This is a genomic window from Burkholderia sp. FL-7-2-10-S1-D7, from assembly GCF_001524185.1.
GTDB classification, from domain to species: Bacteria; Pseudomonadota; Gammaproteobacteria; order Burkholderiales; family Burkholderiaceae; genus Burkholderia; species Burkholderia diffusa.
Map to the genome: position 1 here is coordinate 258,930 of NZ_LOWY01000022.1, position 21,593 is coordinate 280,522.

A 21,593-nucleotide genomic window follows, 5' to 3' on the forward strand; every position below is an offset into this window, starting at 1 on the left:
GCGAGGCGCCCGTGCCGTGCGCGGGTGTGCCCCCGACAGATCCAGGAGCGACCACCATGAAAGCCATCGAAATCACCGAATTCGGCGCCCCCGACGTGCTGAAGCTCGCGGAGCGTCCGCGCCCCGAACCGAAGCGCGGCGAAGTGCTGATCAAGGTGGCGGCTTCCGGCGTGAACCGGCCGGACGTATTTCAGCGCAAGGGCGCGTATGCGCCGCCGCCGGGTGCGTCGGATCTGCCGGGCCTCGAGGTCGCGGGCGAGATTGTCGGCGGCGACCTGTCGGATGCGGCACTGAACCCGTTCGGCCTGAAGATGGGCGATCGCGTCTGCGCGCTGCTCGCGGGCGGCGGTTACGCCGAATATGCGGTCGCGCCGCTGCCGCAATGCCTGCCGGTGCCCGACGGGCTGACTGACATCGAGGTCGCATCGCTGCCCGAAACCTTCTTCACGGTGTGGAGCAACGTGTTCGACCGCGCGCTGCTCGGCGCGGGCGAGGGCGGCGAGCAGGAAACGCTGCTCGTGCAGGGCGGCTCGAGCGGGATCGGCGTGACGGCGATCCAGATCGCGCACGCGCTCGGCTTTCGTGTCTTCGCGACGGCCGGGAGTGCCGATAAATGCCGTGCATGCGAGGCGCTCGGCGCCGAGCGTGCGATCAACTACAAGACCGAAGACTTCGTCGAGGTCGTCAAGTCGCTGACGCACGATCGCGGCGTCGACGTGATCCTCGACATGGTCGCGGGCTCGTACGTGCCGCGCGAACTGTCCGCGCTCGCGGACGGCGGCCGCCTCGTGCTGATCGCGCTGCTCGGCGGCGCGAAGGCCGAGGTCAACCTGAATGAAATCCTGCGCCGCCGGTTGACGGTGACGGGCTCGACGCTGCGTCCGCGGCCGGTCGAGTTCAAGGCGCGCATCGCCGCGCAACTGAAGGCGCGTGTCTGGCCACTGCTCGCGGACGGTCGCATCAAGCCCGTCATCTACCGCGTGCTGCCGGCAGGGGAGGCCGCGCAGGCGCATGCGCTGATGGAAAGCGGCGAGCACATCGGCAAGATCGTGCTCGATTGGGGCGCGAACGCGTGACGGCCCGTGCGACGGGCTTGACATGTGTGGTTTGACCGGTTCAAGCCGCGCGCAGTAAAATCGCGGGTTTGCTTCGCCAGATCCAACCTGACGGGCCGGTTTCCGGTGCGTTAATGACAAGATAGTGACGAGACAGACACGATGTCGAAACAACGAACGAAGCGAGTGATCGGCAACTGGAAGATGCACGGCCGGCTGGCCGGCAACCAGGCATTGCTGAACGAAGTGATGCAGGGCGCGGGCGCGGTGCCGGCCGAGACGTCGGTCGGCGTGTGCGTGCCGTTCCCGTACCTCGCGCAGGTTCAGGCGCAGCTCGGCGGTGGCCGTGTCGCGTTCGGCGCGCAGGACGTGTCCGCGCACGAGCAGGGCGCGTTCACCGGTGAAGTGGCGGCCGCGATGGTGGCGGAGTTCGGCGCGCAGTATGCGATCGTCGGTCACTCGGAGCGTCGCGCGTATCACGGCGAGCGCAACGAAACCGTTGCCGCGAAGACGCAGCGCGCGCTCGCGGCGGGCCTCACGCCCGTCGTGTGCGTCGGTGAAACGCTCGACGAGCGCGAAGCGGGCGCGACCGAGCAGGTAGTCGGTGCGCAGCTCGACGCCGTGCTGGCCGTGCTGACGGCTGACGAGGCCGCCCGCATCGTCGTCGCATACGAGCCGGTCTGGGCGATCGGCACGGGCAAGAGCGCGACGTCGGCGCAGGCGCAGGACGTGCACGCATTCCTGCGGGCGCGTCTGGCGGCGAAGGGGGCGGCGGACGTATCGGTGCTGTACGGCGGCAGCGTGAAGCCGGACAACGCGGAAGAGCTGTTCGCGCAGCCCGACATCGACGGCGGCCTGATCGGCGGCGCGTCGCTGAAGGCGGAAGATTTCCTGGCGATCTGCCGGGCCGCACGTTGAGCGGTCCGGGATCGAATTGAACCATGATGGCGGCCGGTTGGTCCGGTTGCCTGATCCAATCGGGTGGGTGTGATGCTGTTATTCAAGACGCTGATTATTGTCGTGCAGGTGCTGTCTGCACTCGGTGTGATCGGACTCGTGCTGCTGCAGCACGGCAAGGGGGCGGACATGGGCGCTGCATTCGGCAGCGGCGCGTCGGGCAGCCTGTTCGGTGCAACGGGCTCCGCCAACTTCCTGTCGCGCACGACGGGCATTCTCGCGACGATTTTCTTCGTTGCGACGCTCGCGCTGACGTACCTCGGTTCGTACAAGTCGACGCCGTCGGCAGGCGTGCTCGGCGGCGCCGCGACCGCGCCGGCATCGGCGCCCGCAGCGTCGGCGCCGGCCGTCGCGGTGTCCGCTGCCGCGGGTTCGGCAGCGAGCGCGCCTGGCCAGGATGTCCCGAAATAAAAAGTCAAAATTTTTGCGTTTGTGCGTTGAACAAATCTGGAACTCGGGTTAGAATTTAATTCTTGAAGCGATTCGCGGGAAACAAGCAGCACAACCCGAGTTGCATGCAGTGCCGACGTGGTGAAATTGGTAGACACGCTATCTTGAGGGGGTAGTGGCGAAAGCTGTGCGAGTTCGAGTCTCGCCGTCGGCACCAAAGTTACTCAATGCCAGCCGCTTCTAGTGGCTGGCATTTTTCATTTCTGGGGTGTGCCTTGCGATTGTCTTGTGATCGCATGCACTCCGAAATGATTCCTTCCGCCGGAAGTGGTATTCTCCGGACGCTCAGAACCAACCGATAGAGGATTGCCTTGAACCTCGCAGCCTATTACCCCGTCTTGTTGTTCCTCCTCGTGGGCACTGGTTTAGGTATAGCGCTGGTCAGCATCGGCAAGCTCCTTGGTCCCAACAAGCCGGACGTCGAGAAGAACGCACCGTACGAGTGCGGCTTCGAAGCCTTTGAAGACGCCCGGATGAAATTCGACGTCCGGTACTACCTCGTCGCCATCCTGTTCATCATCTTCGATCTCGAAACCGCATTCCTGTTTCCGTGGGGCGTCGCGCTCCGGGACATCGGCTGGCCGGGTTTCATCGCAATGATGATTTTTCTGCTCGAATTCCTGCTGGGCTTTGCCTATATCTGGAAGAAAGGCGGCCTCGATTGGGAGTGATGGGTTAATCGCCGGTTTGCATGGGCGGCCACGCTGGGTCGCTCGTCTGGAGTGGAAAGCAAATGAGTATCGAAGGGGTCTTGAAGGAAGGGTTTGTCACCACGACGGCTGACAAGCTGATCAACTGGACGCGTACCGGCTCGCTGTGGCCGATGACGTTCGGGCTCGCGTGTTGCGCCGTCGAGATGATGCATGCGGGCGCGGCCCGTTATGACCTGGACCGGTTCGGGGTCGTGTTCCGTCCGAGCCCGCGTCAGTCGGACGTGATGATCGTCGCCGGCACGCTGTGCAACAAGATGGCGCCCGCACTGCGCCGCGTGTACGACCAGATGGCCGAGCCGCGCTGGGTGATCTCGATGGGGTCGTGCGCGAACGGTGGCGGTTACTACCACTACTCGTACTCGGTGGTTCGCGGTTGCGACCGGATCGTGCCCGTTGACGTCTACGTGCCGGGCTGTCCGCCCACGGCCGAGGCGCTGGTCTACGGCGTGATCCAGCTGCAGGCGAAGATCCGCCGCACCAACACCATCGCCCGTCAATAAAGTCCCGAGCGTCCCCTCAATATGGCAAGCAAAATCGAGACCCTCAAGGCAAACCTCGAAGCAGCGCTCGGCGCGCGCGTGGTGAGCCTCACCGAAGCGATCGGTGAACTGACGCTCGTCGTGAAGGCAAGCGATTACCTCGAAGTCGCAAAGATGCTGCGCGACGATCCGAAGCTCCGTTTCGAGCAACTGATCGACCTCTGCGGCATCGACTACCAGACCTACGGCGACGGTGCCTACGACGGCCCGCGTTTCGCGGCCGTGTCGCAGTTGCTGTCGGTCACGAACAACTGGCGCCTGCGCCTGCGCGTGTTCGCTCCGGACGACGATCTGCCGATCGTGGCATCGCTCGTCGACATCTGGGCCTCCGCAAACTGGTACGAGCGCGAGGCGTTCGACCTGTACGGCCTCGTGTTCGAGGGTCACCCCGATCTGCGCCGCATCCTCACCGACTACGGCTTCATCGGCCACCCGTTCCGAAAGGACTTCCCGGTGTCGGGTTATGTCGAAATGCGTTACGACCCGGAAGAGAAGCGGGTCGTCTACCAGCCGGTGACGATCGAGCCGCGCGAAATCACGCCGCGCGTGATCCGCGAGGATCGCTATGGCGGTCTGAAACATTAAGGGGGCGTCATGGCAGAAATCAAGAACTACACCCTCAACTTCGGCCCGCAGCACCCGGCAGCGCACGGCGTGCTGCGTCTCGTGCTCGAGCTCGACGGCGAAGTCATCCAGCGCGCCGATCCGCATATCGGCCTGCTGCATCGCGCGACTGAAAAGCTCGCGGAAAGCAAGACCTTCATCCAGTCCGTGCCGTACATGGACCGTCTCGACTACGTGTCGATGATGGTCAACGAGCACGGCTACGTGCTCGCGATCGAAAAGCTGCTCGGCATCGACGTGCCGGAGCGCGCGCAGTACATCCGCGTGCTGTTCGACGAAATCACGCGTGTGCTGAACCACCTGATGTGGATCGGCGCGCACGCGCTCGACGTCGGCGCGATGGCCGTGTTCCTGTACGCATTCCGCGAGCGCGAAGACCTGATGGACGTGTACGAAGCGGTGTCCGGTGCCCGGATGCACGCGGCGTACTATCGTCCGGGCGGCGTCTACCGCGACCTGCCTGACGCAATGCCGCAATACAAGGCGTCGAAGATTCGCAACGAGAAGGCGCTCGCGAAGATGAACGAAGCGCGCAGCGGCTCGGTGCTCGACTTCATCGACGACTTCTTCACGCGCTTCCCGAAGTGCGTCGACGAATACGAAACGCTGCTGACCGACAACCGGATCTGGAAACAGCGTCTGGTCGGGATCGGCGTGGTGAGCCCGGAGCGTGCGCTGCAGATGGGCCTGACGGGCCCGATGCTGCGCGGTTCGGGTATCGCGTGGGACCTGCGCAAGAAGCAGCCGTACGAAGTGTACGACCGCATGGATTTCGACGTGCCGGTCGGCGTGAACGGCGATTGCTACGACCGCTATCTGGTGCGTGTCGAAGAAATGCGCCAGTCGGTCCGCATCGCGAAACAGTGTATTGAGTGGCTCCGCAAGAATCCGGGCCCGGTGATGACGGACAATCACAAGGTTGCACCGCCGTCGCGCGTCGGCATGAAGACCAACATGGAAGACTTGATTCACCACTTCAAGCTCTTCACCGAAGGTTTCCATGTGCCGGAAGGCGAAGCGTACGCGGCGGTCGAGCATCCGAAGGGTGAATTCGGCATCTACCTCGTGTCGGACGGTGCCAACAAGCCGTATCGTCTCAAGATCCGCGCACCGGGCTTCGCGCACCTCGCGTCGCTCGACGAAATGGCGCGCGGCCACATGATTGCCGACGCCGTCACGATCATCGGTACGCAGGACATCGTGTTCGGCGAAATCGATCGCTAATGGTTGCGCCGCCCGCGCGAGCGGGCGGCGAGCAGTCAGTCACACGCGATGCGCGCTGAACCGGCGCGGCTTCGCAAGCTGTCAACAGTGAGCGCCAGGTCTGCCGTCCTTGCACAGCAGTGCGGCAGGTTGTTCGTTCGGTAGGAATTGAAAGAGTCGTGTCTGAAAATGATCTCAGCTGAAGGCCTGAAGGAAATCGATCGAGCGTTGACGAAGTATCCCGCCGATCAGAAACAGTCCGCCGTGATGTCGGCGTTGGCCGTTGCTCAGGAAGAGCACGGCTGGCTGTCGCCCGAACTGATGCAGTTCGTTGCGGACTATCTCGGCATGCCGGCCGTCGCCGTGCAGGAAGTCGCGACGTTCTACACGATGTACGAGCTCAAACCGGTCGGCAAGCACAAGATCACGCTCTGCACGAACCTGCCGTGCCAGCTTGGCCCGCACGGCGGCGCGGAAGCGACTGCCGACTACCTGAAACAGAAGCTGGGCATCGGCTTCGGCGAGACCACGCCCGACGGCAAGTTCACGCTGAAGGAAGGCGAATGCATGGGCTCGTGCGGCGATGCGCCGGTGCTGCTGGTGAACAATCACAGAATGTGCAGCTTCATGAGCCGCGAGAAGATCGACCAGCTGCTTGAGGAGCTCTCGAAATGACGTCCCTCCACGACCGTCACATCAAACCGCTGATCCTCGCTGGTCTGAACGGCGAGAACTGGCATCTCGAAGACTACGTCGCGCGCGGCGGCTACAAGCAGCTGCGCCGCATTCTCGAAGAAAAGATTCCGCCGGAGCAGGTGATCGCCGACGTGAAGGCGTCGGGCCTGCGTGGCCGTGGCGGTGCGGGCTTCCCGACCGGCCTGAAGTGGAGCTTCATGCCGCGCCAGTTCCCGGGGCAGAAGTACCTCGTCTGCAACTCGGACGAAGGCGAGCCGGGCACGTTCAAGGATCGCGACATCCTGCGCTGGAACCCGCATGCACTGATCGAAGGCATGGCCATCGGCGCGTACGCGATGGGCATCACCGTCGGCTACAACTACATCCACGGGGAAATCTTCGAAGTGTATCGACGCTTCGAGGCCGCGCTCGATGAAGCGCGTGCCGCGGGTTTCCTCGGCGATAACATCATGGGCTCGGAATTCTCGTTCCAGCTGCACGCGCACCATGGTTACGGCGCGTACATCTGCGGCGAGGAAACGGCGCTGCTCGAGTCGCTCGAAGGCAAGAAGGGCCAGCCGCGCTTCAAGCCGCCGTTCCCGGCGAGCTTCGGTGTGTACGGCAAGCCGACCACGATCAACAACACCGAGACGTTTGCCGCGGTGCCGTTCCTGCTGTCCATCGGGCCGCAGAATTACCTCGAGATCGGCAAGCCGAACAACGGCGGCACGAAGATCTTCTCGGTGTCGGGCGACGTCGAGCGTCCGGGCAACTACGAAGTGCCGCTCGGCACGCCGTTCGCGACGCTGATGGAGCTGGCCGGCGGGATGCGCGGTGGCAAGAAGATCAAGGCCGTGATTCCGGGCGGTTCGTCGGCACCGGTGATCCCGGGCGACATCATGATGCAGACCGATCTCGATTACGACTCGATCGCGAAGGCGGGCTCGATGCTCGGCTCCGGCGCGGTGATCGTGATGGACGAGACGCGTTGCATGGTGCGTTCGCTGTTGCGCCTGTCGTACTTCTACTACGAGGAATCGTGCGGCCAGTGCACGCCGTGCCGTGAAGGCACCGGCTGGCTGTATCGCGTCGTGAATCGTATCGAGCACGGCGAAGGCCGCCAGGAAGATCTGGACCTGCTGAACTCGGTTGCCGAGAACATCATGGGCCGCACGATCTGCGCGCTCGGCGATGCGGCGGCGATGCCGGTACGCGGGATGCTCAAGCATTACTGGGACGAATTCGCGTACCACGTCGAGCATAAGCACTGCATGGTCGGCGGCCACGCGCACGCGGCGGCAGCCTGAAGCGAAGCACCGGTTGCGGAATTTGAGCGCACGGTCGGGCGAAGGCGCGAACGGGCGGAAATAGGTTAAGGACCATTCACCATCATGGTTGAACTTGAAATAGACGGCAAGAAGGTCGAGGTGCCCGAAGGCAGCATGGTGATCCAGGCTGCGCACAAGGCGGATACGTACATTCCTCACTTCTGCTATCACAAGAAACTGTCGGTCGCGGCCAACTGCCGGATGTGTCTCGTCGAAGTCGAGAAGATGCCGAAGGCCGTACCTGCCTGCGCGACGCCCGTGTCGGCCGGCATGATCGTGCGCACGCAGTCCGACAAGGCCGTGAAGGCGCAGCAGTCGGTGATGGAATTCCTCCTCATCAACCACCCGCTCGACTGCCCGATCTGCGATCAGGGCGGCGAATGCCAGCTGCAGGATCTGGCGGTCGGCTACGGCAAGTCGTCGTCGCGCTACTCGGAAGAAAAGCGCGTGGTGTTCCACAAGAACGTGGGCCCGCTGATCTCGATGGAAGAAATGTCGCGCTGCATCCACTGCACGCGCTGCGTCCGCTTCGGCCAGGAAATCGCCGGCGTGATGGAGCTCGGCATGCTGGGTCGCGGCGAGCACTCGGAAATCACGACGTTCGTCGGCAAGACGGTCGACTCCGAACTGTCGGGCAACATGATCGACCTGTGCCCGGTCGGCGCGCTGACCAGCAAGCCGTTCCGCTACAGCGCCCGTACGTGGGAACTGTCGCGCCGCAAGTCGGTGAGTCCGCACGATTCAGTCGGTGCGAACCTCGTCGTGCAGGTCAAGAACAACCGCGTGATGCGCGTGTTGCCGTTCGAGAACGAAGCGATCAACGAATGCTGGATCTCGGACAAGGATCGATTCTCGTACGAAGGCCTGAACAGTGAAGAGCGCCTGACGAAGCCGATGCTGAAGCAGGGCGGCCAGTGGATCGAGACCGACTGGCAGACCGCGCTCGAGTATGTCGCGAAGGGCCTGAAGGGCATCGCCGCGGATCACGGCGCGAACGCGCTGGCAATGCTCGCGAGCGCGCACAGCACCGCTGAAGAGTTGTTCCTCGTTAAGCAGCTCGCCAGCGAACTGAAAACGCCGAACGTCGACTTCCGTCTGCGGCAGCAGGATTTCTCGGCGCCGGTCCAGGGCGCACCGTGGCTCGGCATGCCGATCGCCGACCTGTCGAGCGTGGATGCCGCGTTCGTCGTCGGTTCGTTCCTGCGCCGCGACCACCCGCTGCTCGCCGCGCGCCTGCGCCAGGCCGCGAAGAACGGCGCGAAGCTGCACTTCCTGCACGCGACCGCCGACGACTCGCTGATCCCGACCGCGCAGCGCATCGTCGCCGCGCCGTCGGCATGGCTCGACGAGCTGGCCGGCATTGCCGCGGCCGTCGCGCAACTGCGCGGCGTCGCGCTGCCCGACACGCTCGCGGGCGTCACGGCATCGCCGGCCGCACAGGCGGTCGCGCAGTCGCTCGCGAACGGCGAACGCCGCGCCGTGCTGCTCGGCAACGTCGCGGTCCGCCATCCGGAATTCGCGAAGCTGCACGCGGTCGCCCAGTGGATCGCCGACAACACCGGCGCGACGTTCGGCTTCCTGACGGAAGCGGCGAACACGGTCGGTGCGCACGTCGTCGGCGCGCTGCCGGGCGAAGGCGGCCTGAATGCACGCGAAGCGTTCGCACAGCCGCGCAAGGGTTACGTGCTGCTGAACGTCGAACCGGAATTCGACACCGCCGATCCGGCGCAGGCGCTTGCCGCGCTGAACCAGGCGGAGATGGTCGTCGTGATGTCGCCGTTCAAGCACGGCCTCGATTACGCCGACGTGCTGCTGCCGATCGCGCCGTTCACGGAAACGTCCGGCACGTTCGTCAACGCGGAAGGCACCGTGCAAAGCTTCAACGGCGTCGTGCGCCCGCTCGGCGACACGCGTCCGGCGTGGAAGGTGCTGCGCGTGCTCGGCAGCCTGCTTGGCCTGCCGAACTTCGAATACGAGACGGCGGAAGAAGTGCGTCTCGCGGCGCTCGGCGACGCAGGCGTCGCGGGCCGCCTGTCGAACCAGACGTCGGTCGCTCCGGCGCGCGCCGCGGCGAATGCCGCGAACGGCGGCTTCGAGCGCCTGGCCGATGTGCCGATCTATCACGCCGACGCGCTGGTGCGCCGCGCAGGTGCGCTGCATCTGACGGCTGCCGCGAAGGCAGCGAATGCCGCAGCCCTGCCGGCCGCGCTGTTCGACAAGCTGGGCTTGAAGGAAGGCGACGCAGTGCGCGTGCGCCAGGGCGAGCGTGCGGTGCAGTTGCCGGCCGTGCGCGACGCGAATCTTGCGGAGACGGTCGTTCGCGTGTCGGCGGCGACGCCTGCCGGCGCAGCGCTCGGCAGCCTGTCCGGTGAACTGGTGGTGGAGAAGGCGTAAATGAGCTTGTTCGATACGATCAACGCGGGCGGAGCCCAGCTTCTCGGCGTCGCGTGGCCGACGGTGTGGGCCGTTGTGCGCATCCTCGTCGTCGCCGTCGTGATCCTGCTGTGCGTCGCGTACCTGATTCTGTGGGAACGCAAGCTGATCGGCTGGATGCACGTGCGTCTCGGCCCGAACCGCGTCGGCCCCGGCGGCCTGCTGCAGCCGATCGCCGACGTGCTGAAGCTGCTGCTCAAGGAAGTGATTCAGCCGAGCGCCGCCAGCCGTTGGCTGTACCTGATCGCACCGGTCATGACCGTCGTGCCGGCGTTCGCCGTGTGGGCGGTGATCCCGTTCCAGGCCGAAGCCGTGCTCGCGAACGTGAACGCAGGCCTGCTGTATGCGATGGCGATCTCGTCGATCGGCGTGTACGCGGTGATTCTCGCCGGCTGGGCGTCGAACTCGAAGTACGCGTTCCTCGGCGCGATGCGCGCCGCTGCGCAGATGGTGTCGTACGAAATCTCGATGGGCTTCGCGCTGGTGCTCGTGCTGATGACGGCCGGCAGCCTGAACCTGTCGGAAATCGTCGGCTCGCAACAGCACGGCTTCTTCGCCGGCCACGGCGTGAACTTCCTGTCGTGGAACTGGCTGCCGTTGCTGCCGGCCTTCGTCGTCTACTTCGTGTCCGGCATCGCCGAAACGAACCGCCACCCGTTCGACGTGGTGGAAGGGGAGTCGGAGATTGTCGCAGGTCACATGATCGATTACTCGGGCATGGCGTTCGCGCTGTTCTTCCTCGCCGAGTACATCAACATGATCGTGATCTCGGCGCTGGCCTCGACGCTGTTCCTCGGCGGCTGGGACGCACCGTTCGAATTCCTGTCGTTCATTCCGGGCATCTTCTGGCTGGTGCTGAAGGTATTCGCGCTGCTGTCGGTGTTCATCTGGGTGCGCGCGACGTTCCCGCGCTACCGTTACGACCAGATCATGCGTCTGGGCTGGAAGGTGTTCCTGCCTGTCACGGTGATCTGGGTGGTCGTGGTCGGCTTCTGGATGATGTCGCCGCTCAACATCTGGGTGAAGTAATCGGACGAAATCATGACGGCAATCCAACACTTCTTTAAGACCTTCTTCCTGACGGAGCTGCTGAAGGGGCTCGCGCTGACCGGTCGTTACACGTTCAAGCGCAAGTTCACCGTGCAGTTCCCGGAAGAAAAGACTCCGATTTCGCCGCGTTTTCGCGGGCTGCATGCGCTGCGCCGCTATGAAAACGGCGAAGAGCGCTGCATCGCGTGCAAACTCTGCGAGGCAGTGTGCCCCGCGATGGCGATCACGATCGAATCGGAAACGCGCGCGGACAACACGCGCCGCACGACGCGCTACGACATCGACCTGACGAAGTGCATCTTCTGTGGTTTCTGCGAGGAAAGCTGCCCGGTCGATTCGATCGTCGAGACGCAGATTCTCGAGTACCACGGCGAAAAGCGCGGCGACCTGTATTTCACGAAGGAAATGCTGCTCGCGGTGGGCGATCGCTACGAGAAGGACATCGCTGCGGCGAAGGCCGCCGACGCGCCGTATCGTTGATTGTGTTTGCAGTGCCGGCCCGGCAGGAACGGGCCGAGCCGCCGCGACGGGTGCGGCACGCGAGAGCGTCCCGCAAGCCGCGCCTGACTATGGCCTAACGATGAACCGGTAATCATGGAATTCACGACCGTACTGTTCTACATCTTCGCGCTGCTCCTGGTGGTATCAGGGCTGAAGGTGATCACTTCGCGCAACCCGGTGGCGTCTGCGCTTTTCCTTGTGCTGGCGTTCTTCAACGCCGCCGCGATCTGGATGCTGCTGGAAGCGGAGTTCCTCGCGATCCTGCTGGTGCTGGTGTACGTGGGCGCCGTGATGGTGCTGTTCCTGTTCGTCGTGATGATGCTGGACATCAACATCGATTACCTGCGCCGCGACTTCAAGCGCTTCGTGCCGATGGCGACCGTCGTCGGCGCGATCATCGTGGTCGAGACCGCGCTGATCCTGTGGCGCGGCTACGGCGACACGCACACGGTGCACGCGATGGCGACGGGCGCGATGGCCGACTGGTCGAACACGCGCCTGATCGGCAAGGTGATCTACACCGACTACATCTTCGCGTTTGAAATCGCAGGCCTGGTGCTGCTGGTCGCGATCATCGCCGCGATCGGGCTGACCGAGCGCAAGGGCAAGGACAGCAAGCGGCAGCGCGTGTCGGATCAGGTCAAGGTGCGCCGCGACGACCGCGTGCGCCTCGTGAAGATGGAAGCGGACAAGCCGCAGCCGGAAACGGCGCAGAGCGAAGCCGGTACGAGCACCAACGGCTAAGCGGAGGAAAAGAAAACCATGCTGACTCTTGCTCATTACCTTGTGCTCGGCGCGATCCTCTTTGCGATCGCGATCGTCGGGATCTTCCTGAACCGCCGCAACATCATCATCATCCTGATGGCGATCGAACTGATGCTGCTGGCGGTGAACACCAACTTCGTCGCGTTTTCGCACTACCTCGGCGATGTGCACGGCCAGATATTCGTGTTCTTCGTGCTGACCGTCGCCGCAGCGGAAGCCGCGATCGGTCTCGCGATTCTGGTGACCCTGTTCCGTAAGCTCGACACGATCAATGTCGAGGATCTCGATCAGCTCAAAGGTTAATTTCAGGCAACGCTGTTATGTCAACGACACTCAATGAAAACCTGCTGCTGGCGATTCCGCTCGCTCCGCTGGCCGGCTCGCTGATTGCGGGGCTGTTCGGGAACGCAGTCGGGCGCAAGGGCGCACACCGGATCACGATCCTCGGCGTATTGATCGCGTTCCTCCTGTCGGCGAAAGTCTTCCTCGACGTAATGGGCGGCGCGAGCTTCAACGCGACCGTCTACGAATGGATGAACGTCGGTTCGCTGAAACTCGAAGTCGGCTTCCTCGTCGATTCGCTGACCGCGATGATGATCGTCGTCGTGACCTTCGTCTCGCTGATGGTGCACGTGTACACGATCGGCTACATGTCGGAAGAAGACGGCTACCAGCGCTTCTTCTCGTACATCTCGCTGTTCACGTTCTCGATGCTGATGCTCGTGATGAGCAACAACTTCCTGCAGCTGTTCTTCGGCTGGGAAGCGGTGGGTCTGGTGTCGTACCTGCTGATCGGCTTCTACTTCACGCGTGAGAGCGCGATCTACGCGAACATGAAGGCGTTCCTCGTGAACCGCGTGGGCGACTTCGGCTTCCTGCTGGGTATCGGCCTGCTGCTAGCGTTCGCGGGTTCGATGAACTACGGCGAAGTGTTCGCGAAGCGTGCCGAGCTCGCAAGCCTGCACTTCCCAGGCACCGACTGGGGCCTGCTGACCGTCGCCTGCATCTGCCTGTTCATCGGCGCGATGGGTAAATCGGCGCAGTTCCCGCTGCACGTTTGGCTGCCCGACTCGATGGAAGGCCCGACCCCGATCTCCGCGCTGATTCACGCGGCGACGATGGTGACGGCCGGCATCTTCATGGTGTCGCGCATGTCGCCGCTGTTCGAACTGTCGGATACCGCGCTGTCGTTCATCACGGTGATCGGCGCGATCACGGCACTGTTCATGGGCTTTCTCGGGATCGTCCAGAACGACATCAAGCGTGTCGTCGCGTACTCGACGCTGTCGCAGCTCGGCTACATGACCGTCGCGCTCGGCGTGTCCGCTTACCCGGTCGCCGTGTTCCACCTGATGACGCACGCGTTCTTCAAGGCGCTGCTGTTCCTTGGCGCCGGTTCGGTGATCATGGGCATGCACCACGACCAGGACATGCGCAACATGGGCGGCCTGCGCAAGTACATGCCGATCACGTGGATCACGTCGCTCGTCGGTTCGCTGGCGCTGATCGGTACGCCGTTCTTCTCGGGCTTCTACTCGAAAGACTCGATCATCGACGCGGTGAAGCTGTCGCACCTGCCGGGTTCGGGCTTCGCATACTTCGCGGTCGTCGCGAGCGTGTTCGTCACGGCGCTCTACTCGTTCCGCATGTACTTCCTGGTGTTCCACGGCGAAGAGCGCTTCCGCAAGCCGAAGCATCCGGAATCGCCGATGGGCATGGCGGCAGCGCATGGCCACGACGATCACGGCCATGGCCACGGTCATGACGACCACGCGCACGAGCCGCACGAGACCCCGTGGGTCGTGTGGGTGCCGCTGGTCCTGCTGGCAATTCCGTCGGTGATCATCGGTGCGATCGCGATCGGCCCGATGCTGTTCGGCGACTTCTTCCAGCACGGCGTCGCGTTCGACAAGGTGATCTTCATCGGTGAAAACCATCCGGCCCTGGCCGAGATGGCCGAAGAGTTCCACGGCTGGGTGGGCATGGGCCTGCACTCGGTGTCGGGCCTGCCGGTTTGGCTGGCGCTCACCGGTGTCGTCGTCGCGTGGTTCCTGTACCTGAAGCGTCCGGAGTTGCCGGCGTCGATCCGCCGCGCGTTCGGTCCGATCTACACGCTGCTGGACAACAAGTACTACATGGACAAGATCAACGAAGTGGTGTTCGCCCGTGGTTCGGTGGCGATCGGCCGCGGCCTGTGGAAGGAAGGCGACGTCGTCGTGATCGACGGTCTCGTCAACGGCAGCGCGCGGTTCATCGGCTGGTTCGCCGGCGTGATCCGCTTCCTCCAATCCGGTTACATCTATCACTACGCGTTCGCCATGATCATCGGCATGCTGGGGCTCCTGACCCTGTTTGTAACGCTCGGCGGCAAATAAGGCGGGGGGACAACACTAATGCACGCTTTTCCGATTCTCAGTACCGCGATCTGGTTGCCGATCGTTTTCGGCCTCCTCGTGCTCGCGGTGGGTAACGACAAAAATCCGGGGATGGCCCGCTGGGTCGCGCTGATTGGTTCGCTGCTCGGTCTCGCGGTCACGATTCCGCTGATCACGGGCTTCGACTCGAGTACGGCTGCGCTGCAGTTCGTCGAGAAGTCGACCTGGATCGAGCGCTTCGACATCGCGTATCACCTCGGCGTCGACGGCATCTCGATGTGGTTCGTCGTGCTGACCGCGCTGATCACGGTGATCGTCGTGATCGCCGCATGGGAAGTGATCACCGAGAACGTCGCGCAGTATCTCGCGGCGTTCCTGATCCTGTCCGGGATCATGATCGGCGTATTCTCGGCAGCCGATGGCCTGCTGTTCTACGTGTTCTTCGAAGCGACCCTGATTCCGATGTACATCATCATCGGCGTATGGGGTGGCCCGAACCGCGTGTACGCGGCGTTCAAGTTCTTCCTGTACACGCTGGCCGGCTCGCTGTTGATGCTGGTCGCGCTGATCTACCTGTACACGGAAACGCATTCGTTCGACCTCGCGACGTGGCAGAACGCCAAGATCGCGATGACGCCGCAGATCCTGCTGTTCATCGCGTTCTTCCTCGCGTTCGCGGTGAAGGTGCCGATGTGGCCGGTGCACACCTGGCTGCCGGACGCACACGTGGAAGCGCCGACGGGCGGTTCGGTCGTGCTGGCGGCAATCATGCTGAAGCTCGGCGCGTACGGTTTCCTGCGTTTCTCGCTGCCTATCACGCCTGACGCAAGCCACTTCCTGGCACCGGTCGTGATCACGTTGTCGCTGATCGCGGTGATCTACATCGGCCTCGTCGCGATGGTGCAGGCCGACATGAAGAAGCTGGTCGCGTATTCGTCGATCGCGCACATGGGCTTCGTCACGCTCGGCTTCTTCATCTTCAATCAGCTCGGCGTCGAAGGCGCGATCGTCCAGATGATCTCGCACGGCTTCGTGTCGGGCGCGATGTTCCTGTGCATCGGCGTGCTGTACGACCGCGTGCACTCGCGCCAGATCGCCGATTACGGCGGCGTCGTGAACGTGATGCCGAAGTTCGCGGCATTTGCGATGCTGTTCTCGATGGCCAACTGCGGCCTGCCGGGTACCTCCGGTTTCGTCGGTGAGTTCATGGTGATTCTCGCGGCTGTCCAGTACAACTTCTGGATCGCATTCGGCGCGGCATTCACGCTGATCCTCGGCGCCGCCTACACGCTGTGGATGTACAAGCGCGTGTACTTCGGCGCGGTCGCGAACGATCACGTTGCAAAGCTGAAGGACATCGGCCGTCGCGAATTCGTGATGCTGGCCGTGCTCGCCGCGTTCACGCTGCTGATGGGTCTGTATCCGAAGCCTTTCACCGACGTGATGCACGTTTCCGTGGAAAACCTCCTCTCCCACGTCGCGCAGTCCAAGCTGCCGCTGGCCCAGTAATCGCGAGCGGAGGAAATCAAGATCATGAACGCTCCTATGAATGTCCTGTTGCCTGACGCGCTGGTGATGGTCGCCATCGTCGTCGCATGGCTGAACGACACCTTTACCGGTGCTGCTGGCCGCCGCCTGACCTATCTGATCGCGGTGGTTTCGTCGGTCGTTGCCGGCGTGTGGTTCGCGGTTCAGGCGCTGGACCCGCAGCAGTATTACTTCTTCTCGCGGATGGTCGTCGTCGACTCGTTCGCGAGCATGATGAAGGCCGTCGTGTCGTTCGGCTTCGCGGTCTCGCTCGTCTATTCGCGCAAGTACCTCGAAGACCGCGACATGTTCCGCGGCGACGTGTTCCTGCTGGGCATGTTCTCGCTGCTCGGTCAACTGGTGATGGTGTCGGGCAACAACTTCCTGACGCTGTACCTCGGCCTCGAACTGATGTCGCTGTCGCTGTACGCCGTCATCGCGCTGCGCCGCGATGCCGCTCAGTCGAGCGAAGCCGCGATGAAGTACTACGTGCTGGGCGCGCTCGCGTCGGGCTTCGTGCTGTACGGCATTTCGATGCTCTACGGCGCGACCGGCTCGCTCGAGCTGGGCGAGGTGTACAAGGCGGTCGGCGGCAACACCGACGCGGCCGTGCTGATGTTCGGCGTGGTCTTCATCGTCGCCGGTATCGCGTTCAAGCTCGGCGCCGTGCCGTTCCACATGTGGGTGCCGGATGTCTACCAGGGCGCACCGACCGCGATGACGCTGTTCGTCGGCGGCGGCCCGAAGGTTGCCGCGTTCGCGTGGGGCCTGCGCTTCCTGGTGATGGGCCTGCTGCCGCTCGCTCAGAACTGGCAGACCGCGCTCGTGATCCTCGCCGCGCTGTCGCTGATCGTCGGTAACATCACCGGTATCGTCCAGCGCAACATCAAGCGGATGCTCGCGTACTCGGCGATCTCGAACATGGGCTTCGTGCTGCTCGGCCTGCTCGCCGGCATCGTGAAGGGCGACGCGGCCGCGCCGGCGAACGCGTACAGCTCGGCGATGTTCTACGCGATCGTCTACCTGATCACGACGCTCGGCTCGTTCGGCGTGGTGATGCTGCTCGCACGCCGCGATTTCGAAGCGGAAACGATCGACGACTTCAAGGGCCTGAACAAGCGCAGCCCGGTGTTCGCGTTCGTGATGATGGTCATGATGTTCTCGCTGGCCGGTATCCCGCCGACCGTCGGCTTCTACGCGAAGCTCGCGGTGCTCGAGGCGACCGTCAACGCGGGTCTCACGTGGCTGGCCGTGCTGGCCGTGATCACGTCGCTGTTCGGCGCGTTCTACTACCTGCGCATTGTCAAGCTGATGTACTTCGATGCACCGCAGGACGCGACCCCGGTCACCGGCGATTTCTGCAAGCGCACGATCCTCGTGCTGAACGGTATTGCAGTCGTGGTGCTCGGCCTGATCCCGAGCCCGCTGCTGACCGCCTGCCTGCAGGCGATCCGTCACACGCTGCCGCTGTAATGTCGGCAGCCGGCTGGTTCATCGTGCTGTTGGCGCTCGTATGCGCCAACGTACCGTTCCTGAACCAACGCCTTTTCGCCGTCGTGCCGATCGGTGCGACGAAGAAGAACGCGTGGGTTCGGATCGGCGAACTGATCGTGCTGTATTTCGTCGTCGGTGCGCTCGGCTTCTGGCTCGAGTCGCGCGCCGGCAACCGCTTCGAACAGGGCTGGCAGTTCTACGCGATCACGTTCAGTCTCTTCGTTGTATTCGCGTTTCCCGGCTTCACGTTCCAGTATCTCGTCAAACGACGCTGACGGCTTCGGCCGTCGCGTGCTCATTCCTCCGGAGCCCGCCGATGGCCGAACTACCCAATCACGACGCCGCACTGACCGAAACATGCCTCGAGAGCGAGGCGATTTTCGACGGCTCGTTCCTCAAGCTGAAGCGCGATACCGTTCGTTTGCCCGACGGCAAGCAGGCCACCCGCGAATACGTCCAGCACCCCGGCGCGGTGATGGTGATCCCGCTGTTCGACGACGGCCGCGTGCTGATGGAAAGCCAGTATCGCTATCCGATCGGCAAGGTCATGGCCGAATTCCCCGCCGGCAAACTTGATCCGAACGAGGGCGCGCTCGCCTGCGCGGTGCGCGAACTGCGCGAGGAAACGGGCTACACGGCGCACGAATACGTGTTCCTGGCCCGGATTCACCCGATCATTTCGTATTCGACCGAATTCATCGACCTGTATCTCGCGCGCGGCCTGACGGCCGGCGAGCGTAAGCTCGACGAAGGCGAATTCCTCGAAACCTTCACGGCGACGCTGCCCGACCTGCAGGAGTGGGTGCGCACAGGCCAGATCACTGACGTGAAGACGATCATCGGCGCGATGTGGCTCGACAAGGTGCTGTCCGGCACCTGGCCGCTCGGCCCGGTCGAGAAGCCCTGACGGCGCGTCAGCGGCGAGTGGGGCGCCGCGTTACAATTCTGTGATGCGGCCGCTGTCCGGCCGCGCGATCCTCGTTTAGCACGATCGTTCACAAAAGCGCGTTTTGCGCTACACTCGCCACACGCCCTGATTCAGCATGAAGGTCCTCGATTTACAGTGCCCGCACGGTCATCGGTTCGAAGGCTGGTTCGCTTCCGCCGATGAGTTCGAAGCGCAGTTGTCCCGCAAGCTGGTCGAATGTCCGGTATGCGGGACGACCGAGATCAACCGGATGCCGTCGGCGCCGCGCCTGAACCTGTCGGGCGCGACGCAGGCGCCGCCGGCCGATCCGCGTGCGTTGCAGGCGCAGGTGATGCGCGCACTGCGCGAGGTGCTGGAGAAGACCGAGAACGTGGGCGAGCGCTTCGCCGAGGAAGCGCGGCGCATTCATTACAACGAGGCGCCGGCGCGCAGCATTCGTGGCGTCACGACGCCGGAGGATGCGCAATCCTTGGTCGAAGAAGGCATCGACGTGATGCCGCTACCGATTCCTGCCGCGCTGAAAGAACCGCTGCAATGACGTACGCAGTGTGTCCTTGCCGGGCCGGACGGCCGCGGCCAGGAGACACTGCGCATGGATCTGGATTACTCCCCCGCCGACGACGCGTTCCGCGTCGACGTCCGCGTCTGGCTCGAGGCCAACCTGCCTCATGCACTGCGCGCCAAGGTACTCAATCACAAACGACTAGACCGCGAGGATTTCGCGAGCTGGCACCGGATTCTCGGCCAGCGCGGCTGGTCCGCGCCCGCGTGGCCGGCCGAATATGGCGGTCCGGAATGGAACGCGACGCAGCGCCACATCTGGGATGAGGAGTGCGCACGCATCGGCGCGCCGACCGTGCTGCCGTTCGGCGTATCGATGGTCGCGCCGGTGCTGATGAAATACGGCAGCGAAGCGCAGAAGCGCCACTATCTGCCGCGCATTCTCGACGGCACCGACTGGTGGTGCCAGGGTTATTCGGAGCCGGGCTCCGGGTCGGATCTCGCATCGCTGCGCACGCGTGCCGAACGTCACGGCGACCACTACGTCGTCAACGGCCAGAAGACGTGGACGACGCTGGGTCAGTACGCGGACATGATGTTCTGTCTCGTGCGCACCGATCCGGCGGCGAAGAAACAGGAGGGCATCTCGTTCCTGCTGATCGACATGAAGACGCCCGGCATCACGGTGCGTCCGATCATCACGCTCGACGAGGATCACGAAGTCAACGAGGTGTTCTTCGAGGACGTGAAGGTGCCCGTCGAGAATCTCGTCGGCGATGAAAACCGCGGCTGGACTTACGCGAAATACCTGTTGGGCCACGAGCGCACCGGCATCGCACGCGTCGGCGCGTCGAAGCGCGAGCTCGCATTCCTGAAACGCGTGGCGTCGAACCAGCGCAAGAACGGCAAGCCGTTGCTCGCCGATCCCGTGTTTGCCGCGAAGGTCGCCGCGCTCGAAGTTGAGCTGATAGCGCTAGAGGTGACGGTGCTGCGTGTCGTGAGCCGCGAGACGAGCGGCAAGGGGCCGGGCCCCGAGGCATCGATGTTGAAGATCAAGGGCACCGAGGTGCAGCAGGCGCTTACCGAGCTGATGTTCGAAGCGATCGGGCCGCTCGCCGCGCCGTTCGACGTCCCGTTCCTCGAGGGCGAACGCGAACACAGCAGCGCGGGCGACGACGATGCCGCGCCGCTCGCCGCCTACTACTTCAATTACCGCAAGACGTCGATCTACGGCGGTTCGAACGAGATTCAGAAGAACATCATCGCGCAGATGATCCTGGGGCTGTGATCAGGGAACGGAGACAACCATGGATTTCAGCTTTACCGATGAGCAGCAACAGTTTGCCGACGCGCTGCGCCGTTATCTCGGCGAGCAATACGGTTTCGACGCGCGCCAGGCCATCGTGCGAAGCGATGCCGGCGTGTCGGACGCGCAATGGAGCGCATTCGCGGAGCTGGGCCTGACCGCGCTGCCCGTGCCGGATGCACAGGGCGGTTTCGGCGGCGGCCCGGTCGACATGCTGGTCGCGATGCAGGAGCTCGGCCGTGCACTCGTGGTCGAGCCGTACTGGGCGACGGCGGTCGGCATCGAGGCGCTGCGTGTCGCCGGGTCCGGCACGGGCGACGATGCCGCGCTGCTGGAAGCGGTCGCACAAGGGCAGAAGCGCGTGGCCGTTGCATTCCACGAACCGCGGGCGCGCTACGACCTGTACGCACTCGATACACACGCGCGTGAGCAGGGCGGCACGTACCGACTGACCGGAACCAAGTCGGTCGTTCAGCACGGCGCGCAGGCGCATGCGTGGATCGTACCCGCTCGGGTCGACGGCGGCGGCATCGGCCTGTTCGTCGTCGAGCGCGATGCCGCAGGGGCGAAACTCGTCGACTACCGGACGATCGACGGCCAGCGCGCCGCGACGATCGAACTGCGTGACACGCCTGCGCGGCAGCTGACGGGCGGCGCACGCGATGCGGCCGCACTCGAGCAGATTGCCGATTACGCGACCTTCCTGCTTTGCGCCGAAGCGGTCGGCGCACTCGACGAGCTGAACCGCGCGACGGTCGAATACACGAAGACGCGCGAACAGTTCGGCGTACCGATTGCACGTTTCCAGGCACTGCAGCACCGAATGGTCGACATGCTGATTCATGCGGAACAGGCGCGCTCGCTGACTTACCTGGCTGCGGTGCGTTACGCGGGCGGCGATGCCGATGCGCGTCGCAAGGCGGTGTCGGCCGCGAAGGCGCGGGTCGGCGCGGCCGCGCGCTTCGTCGGGCAGCAAGCGGTGCAGCTGCACGGCGGCATGGGCGTGACCAATGAGGTTGCCGCCGCACACCTGTTCAAGCGGCTGTCGATCATCGAGACGACACTCGGCGACACCGATCATCATCTTGCGCGCATTGCGGCCCTGCCGGATTTCGCGCAAACCGAAGCGGCATGACGGCGGCGCGTGCGCGCGCCAGAGGAGATAGACA

Annotated in this window: 22 protein-coding genes and 1 tRNA gene; all 23 read left to right on the forward strand. The window is 63.8% G+C overall.

The features are described from left to right. The first annotated feature begins 56 nt into the window (after positions 1–56). The 23 genes from WS75_RS11660 (at position 57) to WS75_RS11770 (ending at position 21,559) form a co-directional block, all read left to right on the forward strand. Positions 57–1,076, forward strand: a complete 1,020-nt coding sequence (locus WS75_RS11660) for an NAD(P)H-quinone oxidoreductase (protein WP_059680594.1) — start codon at positions 57–59, stop codon at positions 1,074–1,076. A gap of 141 nt (positions 1,077–1,217) precedes the next feature. Next, positions 1,218–1,973 carry a triose-phosphate isomerase gene (gene tpiA / locus WS75_RS11665; RefSeq protein WP_059600429.1) on the forward strand — a complete coding sequence of 252 codons (756 nt, stop codon included), beginning with the start codon at positions 1,218–1,220 and terminating at the stop codon, positions 1,971–1,973. Between the two features lie 72 nt (positions 1,974–2,045). Beyond that, positions 2,046–2,423: a preprotein translocase subunit SecG gene (gene secG / locus WS75_RS11670; protein WP_059680595.1), complete on the forward strand. Its 378-nt coding sequence runs from the start codon at positions 2,046–2,048 to the stop codon at positions 2,421–2,423. 111 nt (positions 2,424–2,534) lie between these two features. Continuing rightward, a tRNA-Leu gene (locus tag WS75_RS11675) sits at positions 2,535–2,619 on the forward strand. A gap of 154 nt (positions 2,620–2,773) precedes the next feature. Next, positions 2,774–3,133: an NADH-quinone oxidoreductase subunit A gene (locus tag WS75_RS11680; protein ID WP_006398798.1), complete on the forward strand. Its 360-nt coding sequence runs from the start codon at positions 2,774–2,776 to the stop codon at positions 3,131–3,133. 62 nt (positions 3,134–3,195) lie between these two features. After that, positions 3,196–3,675: a NuoB/complex I 20 kDa subunit family protein gene (locus WS75_RS11685; RefSeq protein WP_006398799.1), complete on the forward strand. Its 480-nt coding sequence runs from the start codon at positions 3,196–3,198 to the stop codon at positions 3,673–3,675. Between the two features lie 21 nt (positions 3,676–3,696). Continuing rightward, a complete protein-coding gene (locus tag WS75_RS11690; protein WP_059680596.1) occupies positions 3,697–4,299 on the forward strand; it encodes an NADH-quinone oxidoreductase subunit C in 603 nt (200 codons plus the stop codon). Positions 4,300–4,308: 9 nt separating this feature from the next. After that, positions 4,309–5,562, forward strand: coding sequence for an NADH-quinone oxidoreductase subunit D (locus WS75_RS11695; protein WP_059583605.1), 1,254 nt, complete (start codon positions 4,309–4,311; stop codon positions 5,560–5,562). A gap of 168 nt (positions 5,563–5,730) precedes the next feature. Then, on the forward strand, positions 5,731–6,216 hold the full coding sequence (gene nuoE, locus WS75_RS11700; protein WP_006478266.1) for an NADH-quinone oxidoreductase subunit NuoE: 486 nt from the start codon (positions 5,731–5,733) through the stop codon (positions 6,214–6,216). Then, the gene (gene nuoF, locus WS75_RS11705; RefSeq protein ID WP_006478267.1) at positions 6,213–7,523 is read left to right on the forward strand and encodes an NADH-quinone oxidoreductase subunit NuoF; all 1,311 of its coding nucleotides are present in this window, start codon (positions 6,213–6,215) and stop codon (positions 7,521–7,523) included. The genes nuoE and nuoF overlap by 4 nt, the downstream gene beginning before the upstream one ends. 84 nt (positions 7,524–7,607) lie before the next feature. Further along, positions 7,608–9,938 (forward strand): NADH-quinone oxidoreductase subunit NuoG, encoded by a 2,331-nt coding sequence (gene nuoG / locus WS75_RS11710; protein WP_059680597.1) that lies wholly within the window; start codon positions 7,608–7,610, stop codon positions 9,936–9,938. Further along, on the forward strand, positions 9,939–11,006 hold the full coding sequence (nuoH, locus tag WS75_RS11715; RefSeq protein WP_059680598.1) for an NADH-quinone oxidoreductase subunit NuoH: 1,068 nt from the start codon (positions 9,939–9,941) through the stop codon (positions 11,004–11,006). It begins immediately after the preceding gene. Positions 11,007–11,018: 12 nt separating this feature from the next. Then, on the forward strand, positions 11,019–11,507 hold the full coding sequence (gene nuoI / locus WS75_RS11720) for an NADH-quinone oxidoreductase subunit NuoI (RefSeq protein WP_009691265.1): 489 nt from the start codon (positions 11,019–11,021) through the stop codon (positions 11,505–11,507). Between the two features lie 114 nt (positions 11,508–11,621). Beyond that, positions 11,622–12,272 (forward strand): NADH-quinone oxidoreductase subunit J, encoded by a 651-nt coding sequence (locus WS75_RS11725; protein ID WP_044844660.1) that lies wholly within the window; start codon positions 11,622–11,624, stop codon positions 12,270–12,272. Positions 12,273–12,290: 18 nt separating this feature from the next. Beyond that, positions 12,291–12,596: an NADH-quinone oxidoreductase subunit NuoK gene (gene nuoK / locus WS75_RS11730; RefSeq protein WP_004185739.1), complete on the forward strand. Its 306-nt coding sequence runs from the start codon at positions 12,291–12,293 to the stop codon at positions 12,594–12,596. Positions 12,597–12,613: 17 nt separating this feature from the next. After that, positions 12,614–14,668 (forward strand): NADH-quinone oxidoreductase subunit L, encoded by a 2,055-nt coding sequence (gene nuoL, locus WS75_RS11735; RefSeq protein WP_059680599.1) that lies wholly within the window; start codon positions 12,614–12,616, stop codon positions 14,666–14,668. Between the two features lie 18 nt (positions 14,669–14,686). Further along, positions 14,687–16,177 carry an NADH-quinone oxidoreductase subunit M gene (locus WS75_RS11740; RefSeq protein ID WP_059680600.1) on the forward strand — a complete coding sequence of 497 codons (1,491 nt, stop codon included), beginning with the start codon at positions 14,687–14,689 and terminating at the stop codon, positions 16,175–16,177. Between the two features lie 36 nt (positions 16,178–16,213). After that, positions 16,214–17,668, forward strand: coding sequence for an NADH-quinone oxidoreductase subunit NuoN (gene nuoN, locus WS75_RS11745; RefSeq protein ID WP_179948900.1), 1,455 nt, complete (start codon positions 16,214–16,216; stop codon positions 17,666–17,668). Then, the gene (locus WS75_RS11750; protein WP_059533192.1) at positions 17,668–17,964 is read left to right on the forward strand and encodes a DUF2818 family protein; all 297 of its coding nucleotides are present in this window, start codon (positions 17,668–17,670) and stop codon (positions 17,962–17,964) included. The genes nuoN and WS75_RS11750 overlap by 1 nt, the downstream gene beginning before the upstream one ends. A 41-nt stretch (positions 17,965–18,005) precedes the next feature. Continuing rightward, a complete protein-coding gene (locus tag WS75_RS11755; RefSeq protein WP_059680602.1) occupies positions 18,006–18,596 on the forward strand; it encodes an NUDIX domain-containing protein in 591 nt (196 codons plus the stop codon). Positions 18,597–18,732: 136 nt separating this feature from the next. After that, positions 18,733–19,155 carry a DUF1178 family protein gene (locus WS75_RS11760; protein WP_059680603.1) on the forward strand — a complete coding sequence of 141 codons (423 nt, stop codon included), beginning with the start codon at positions 18,733–18,735 and terminating at the stop codon, positions 19,153–19,155. Positions 19,156–19,209: 54 nt separating this feature from the next. After that, positions 19,210–20,406, forward strand: a complete 1,197-nt coding sequence (locus WS75_RS11765) for an acyl-CoA dehydrogenase family protein (RefSeq protein ID WP_059680604.1) — start codon at positions 19,210–19,212, stop codon at positions 20,404–20,406. A 19-nt stretch (positions 20,407–20,425) separates the two neighbouring features. Further along, a complete protein-coding gene (locus WS75_RS11770) occupies positions 20,426–21,559 on the forward strand; it encodes an acyl-CoA dehydrogenase family protein (protein WP_059680605.1) in 1,134 nt (377 codons plus the stop codon). The last annotated feature ends 34 nt before the right edge of the window (positions 21,560–21,593 follow it).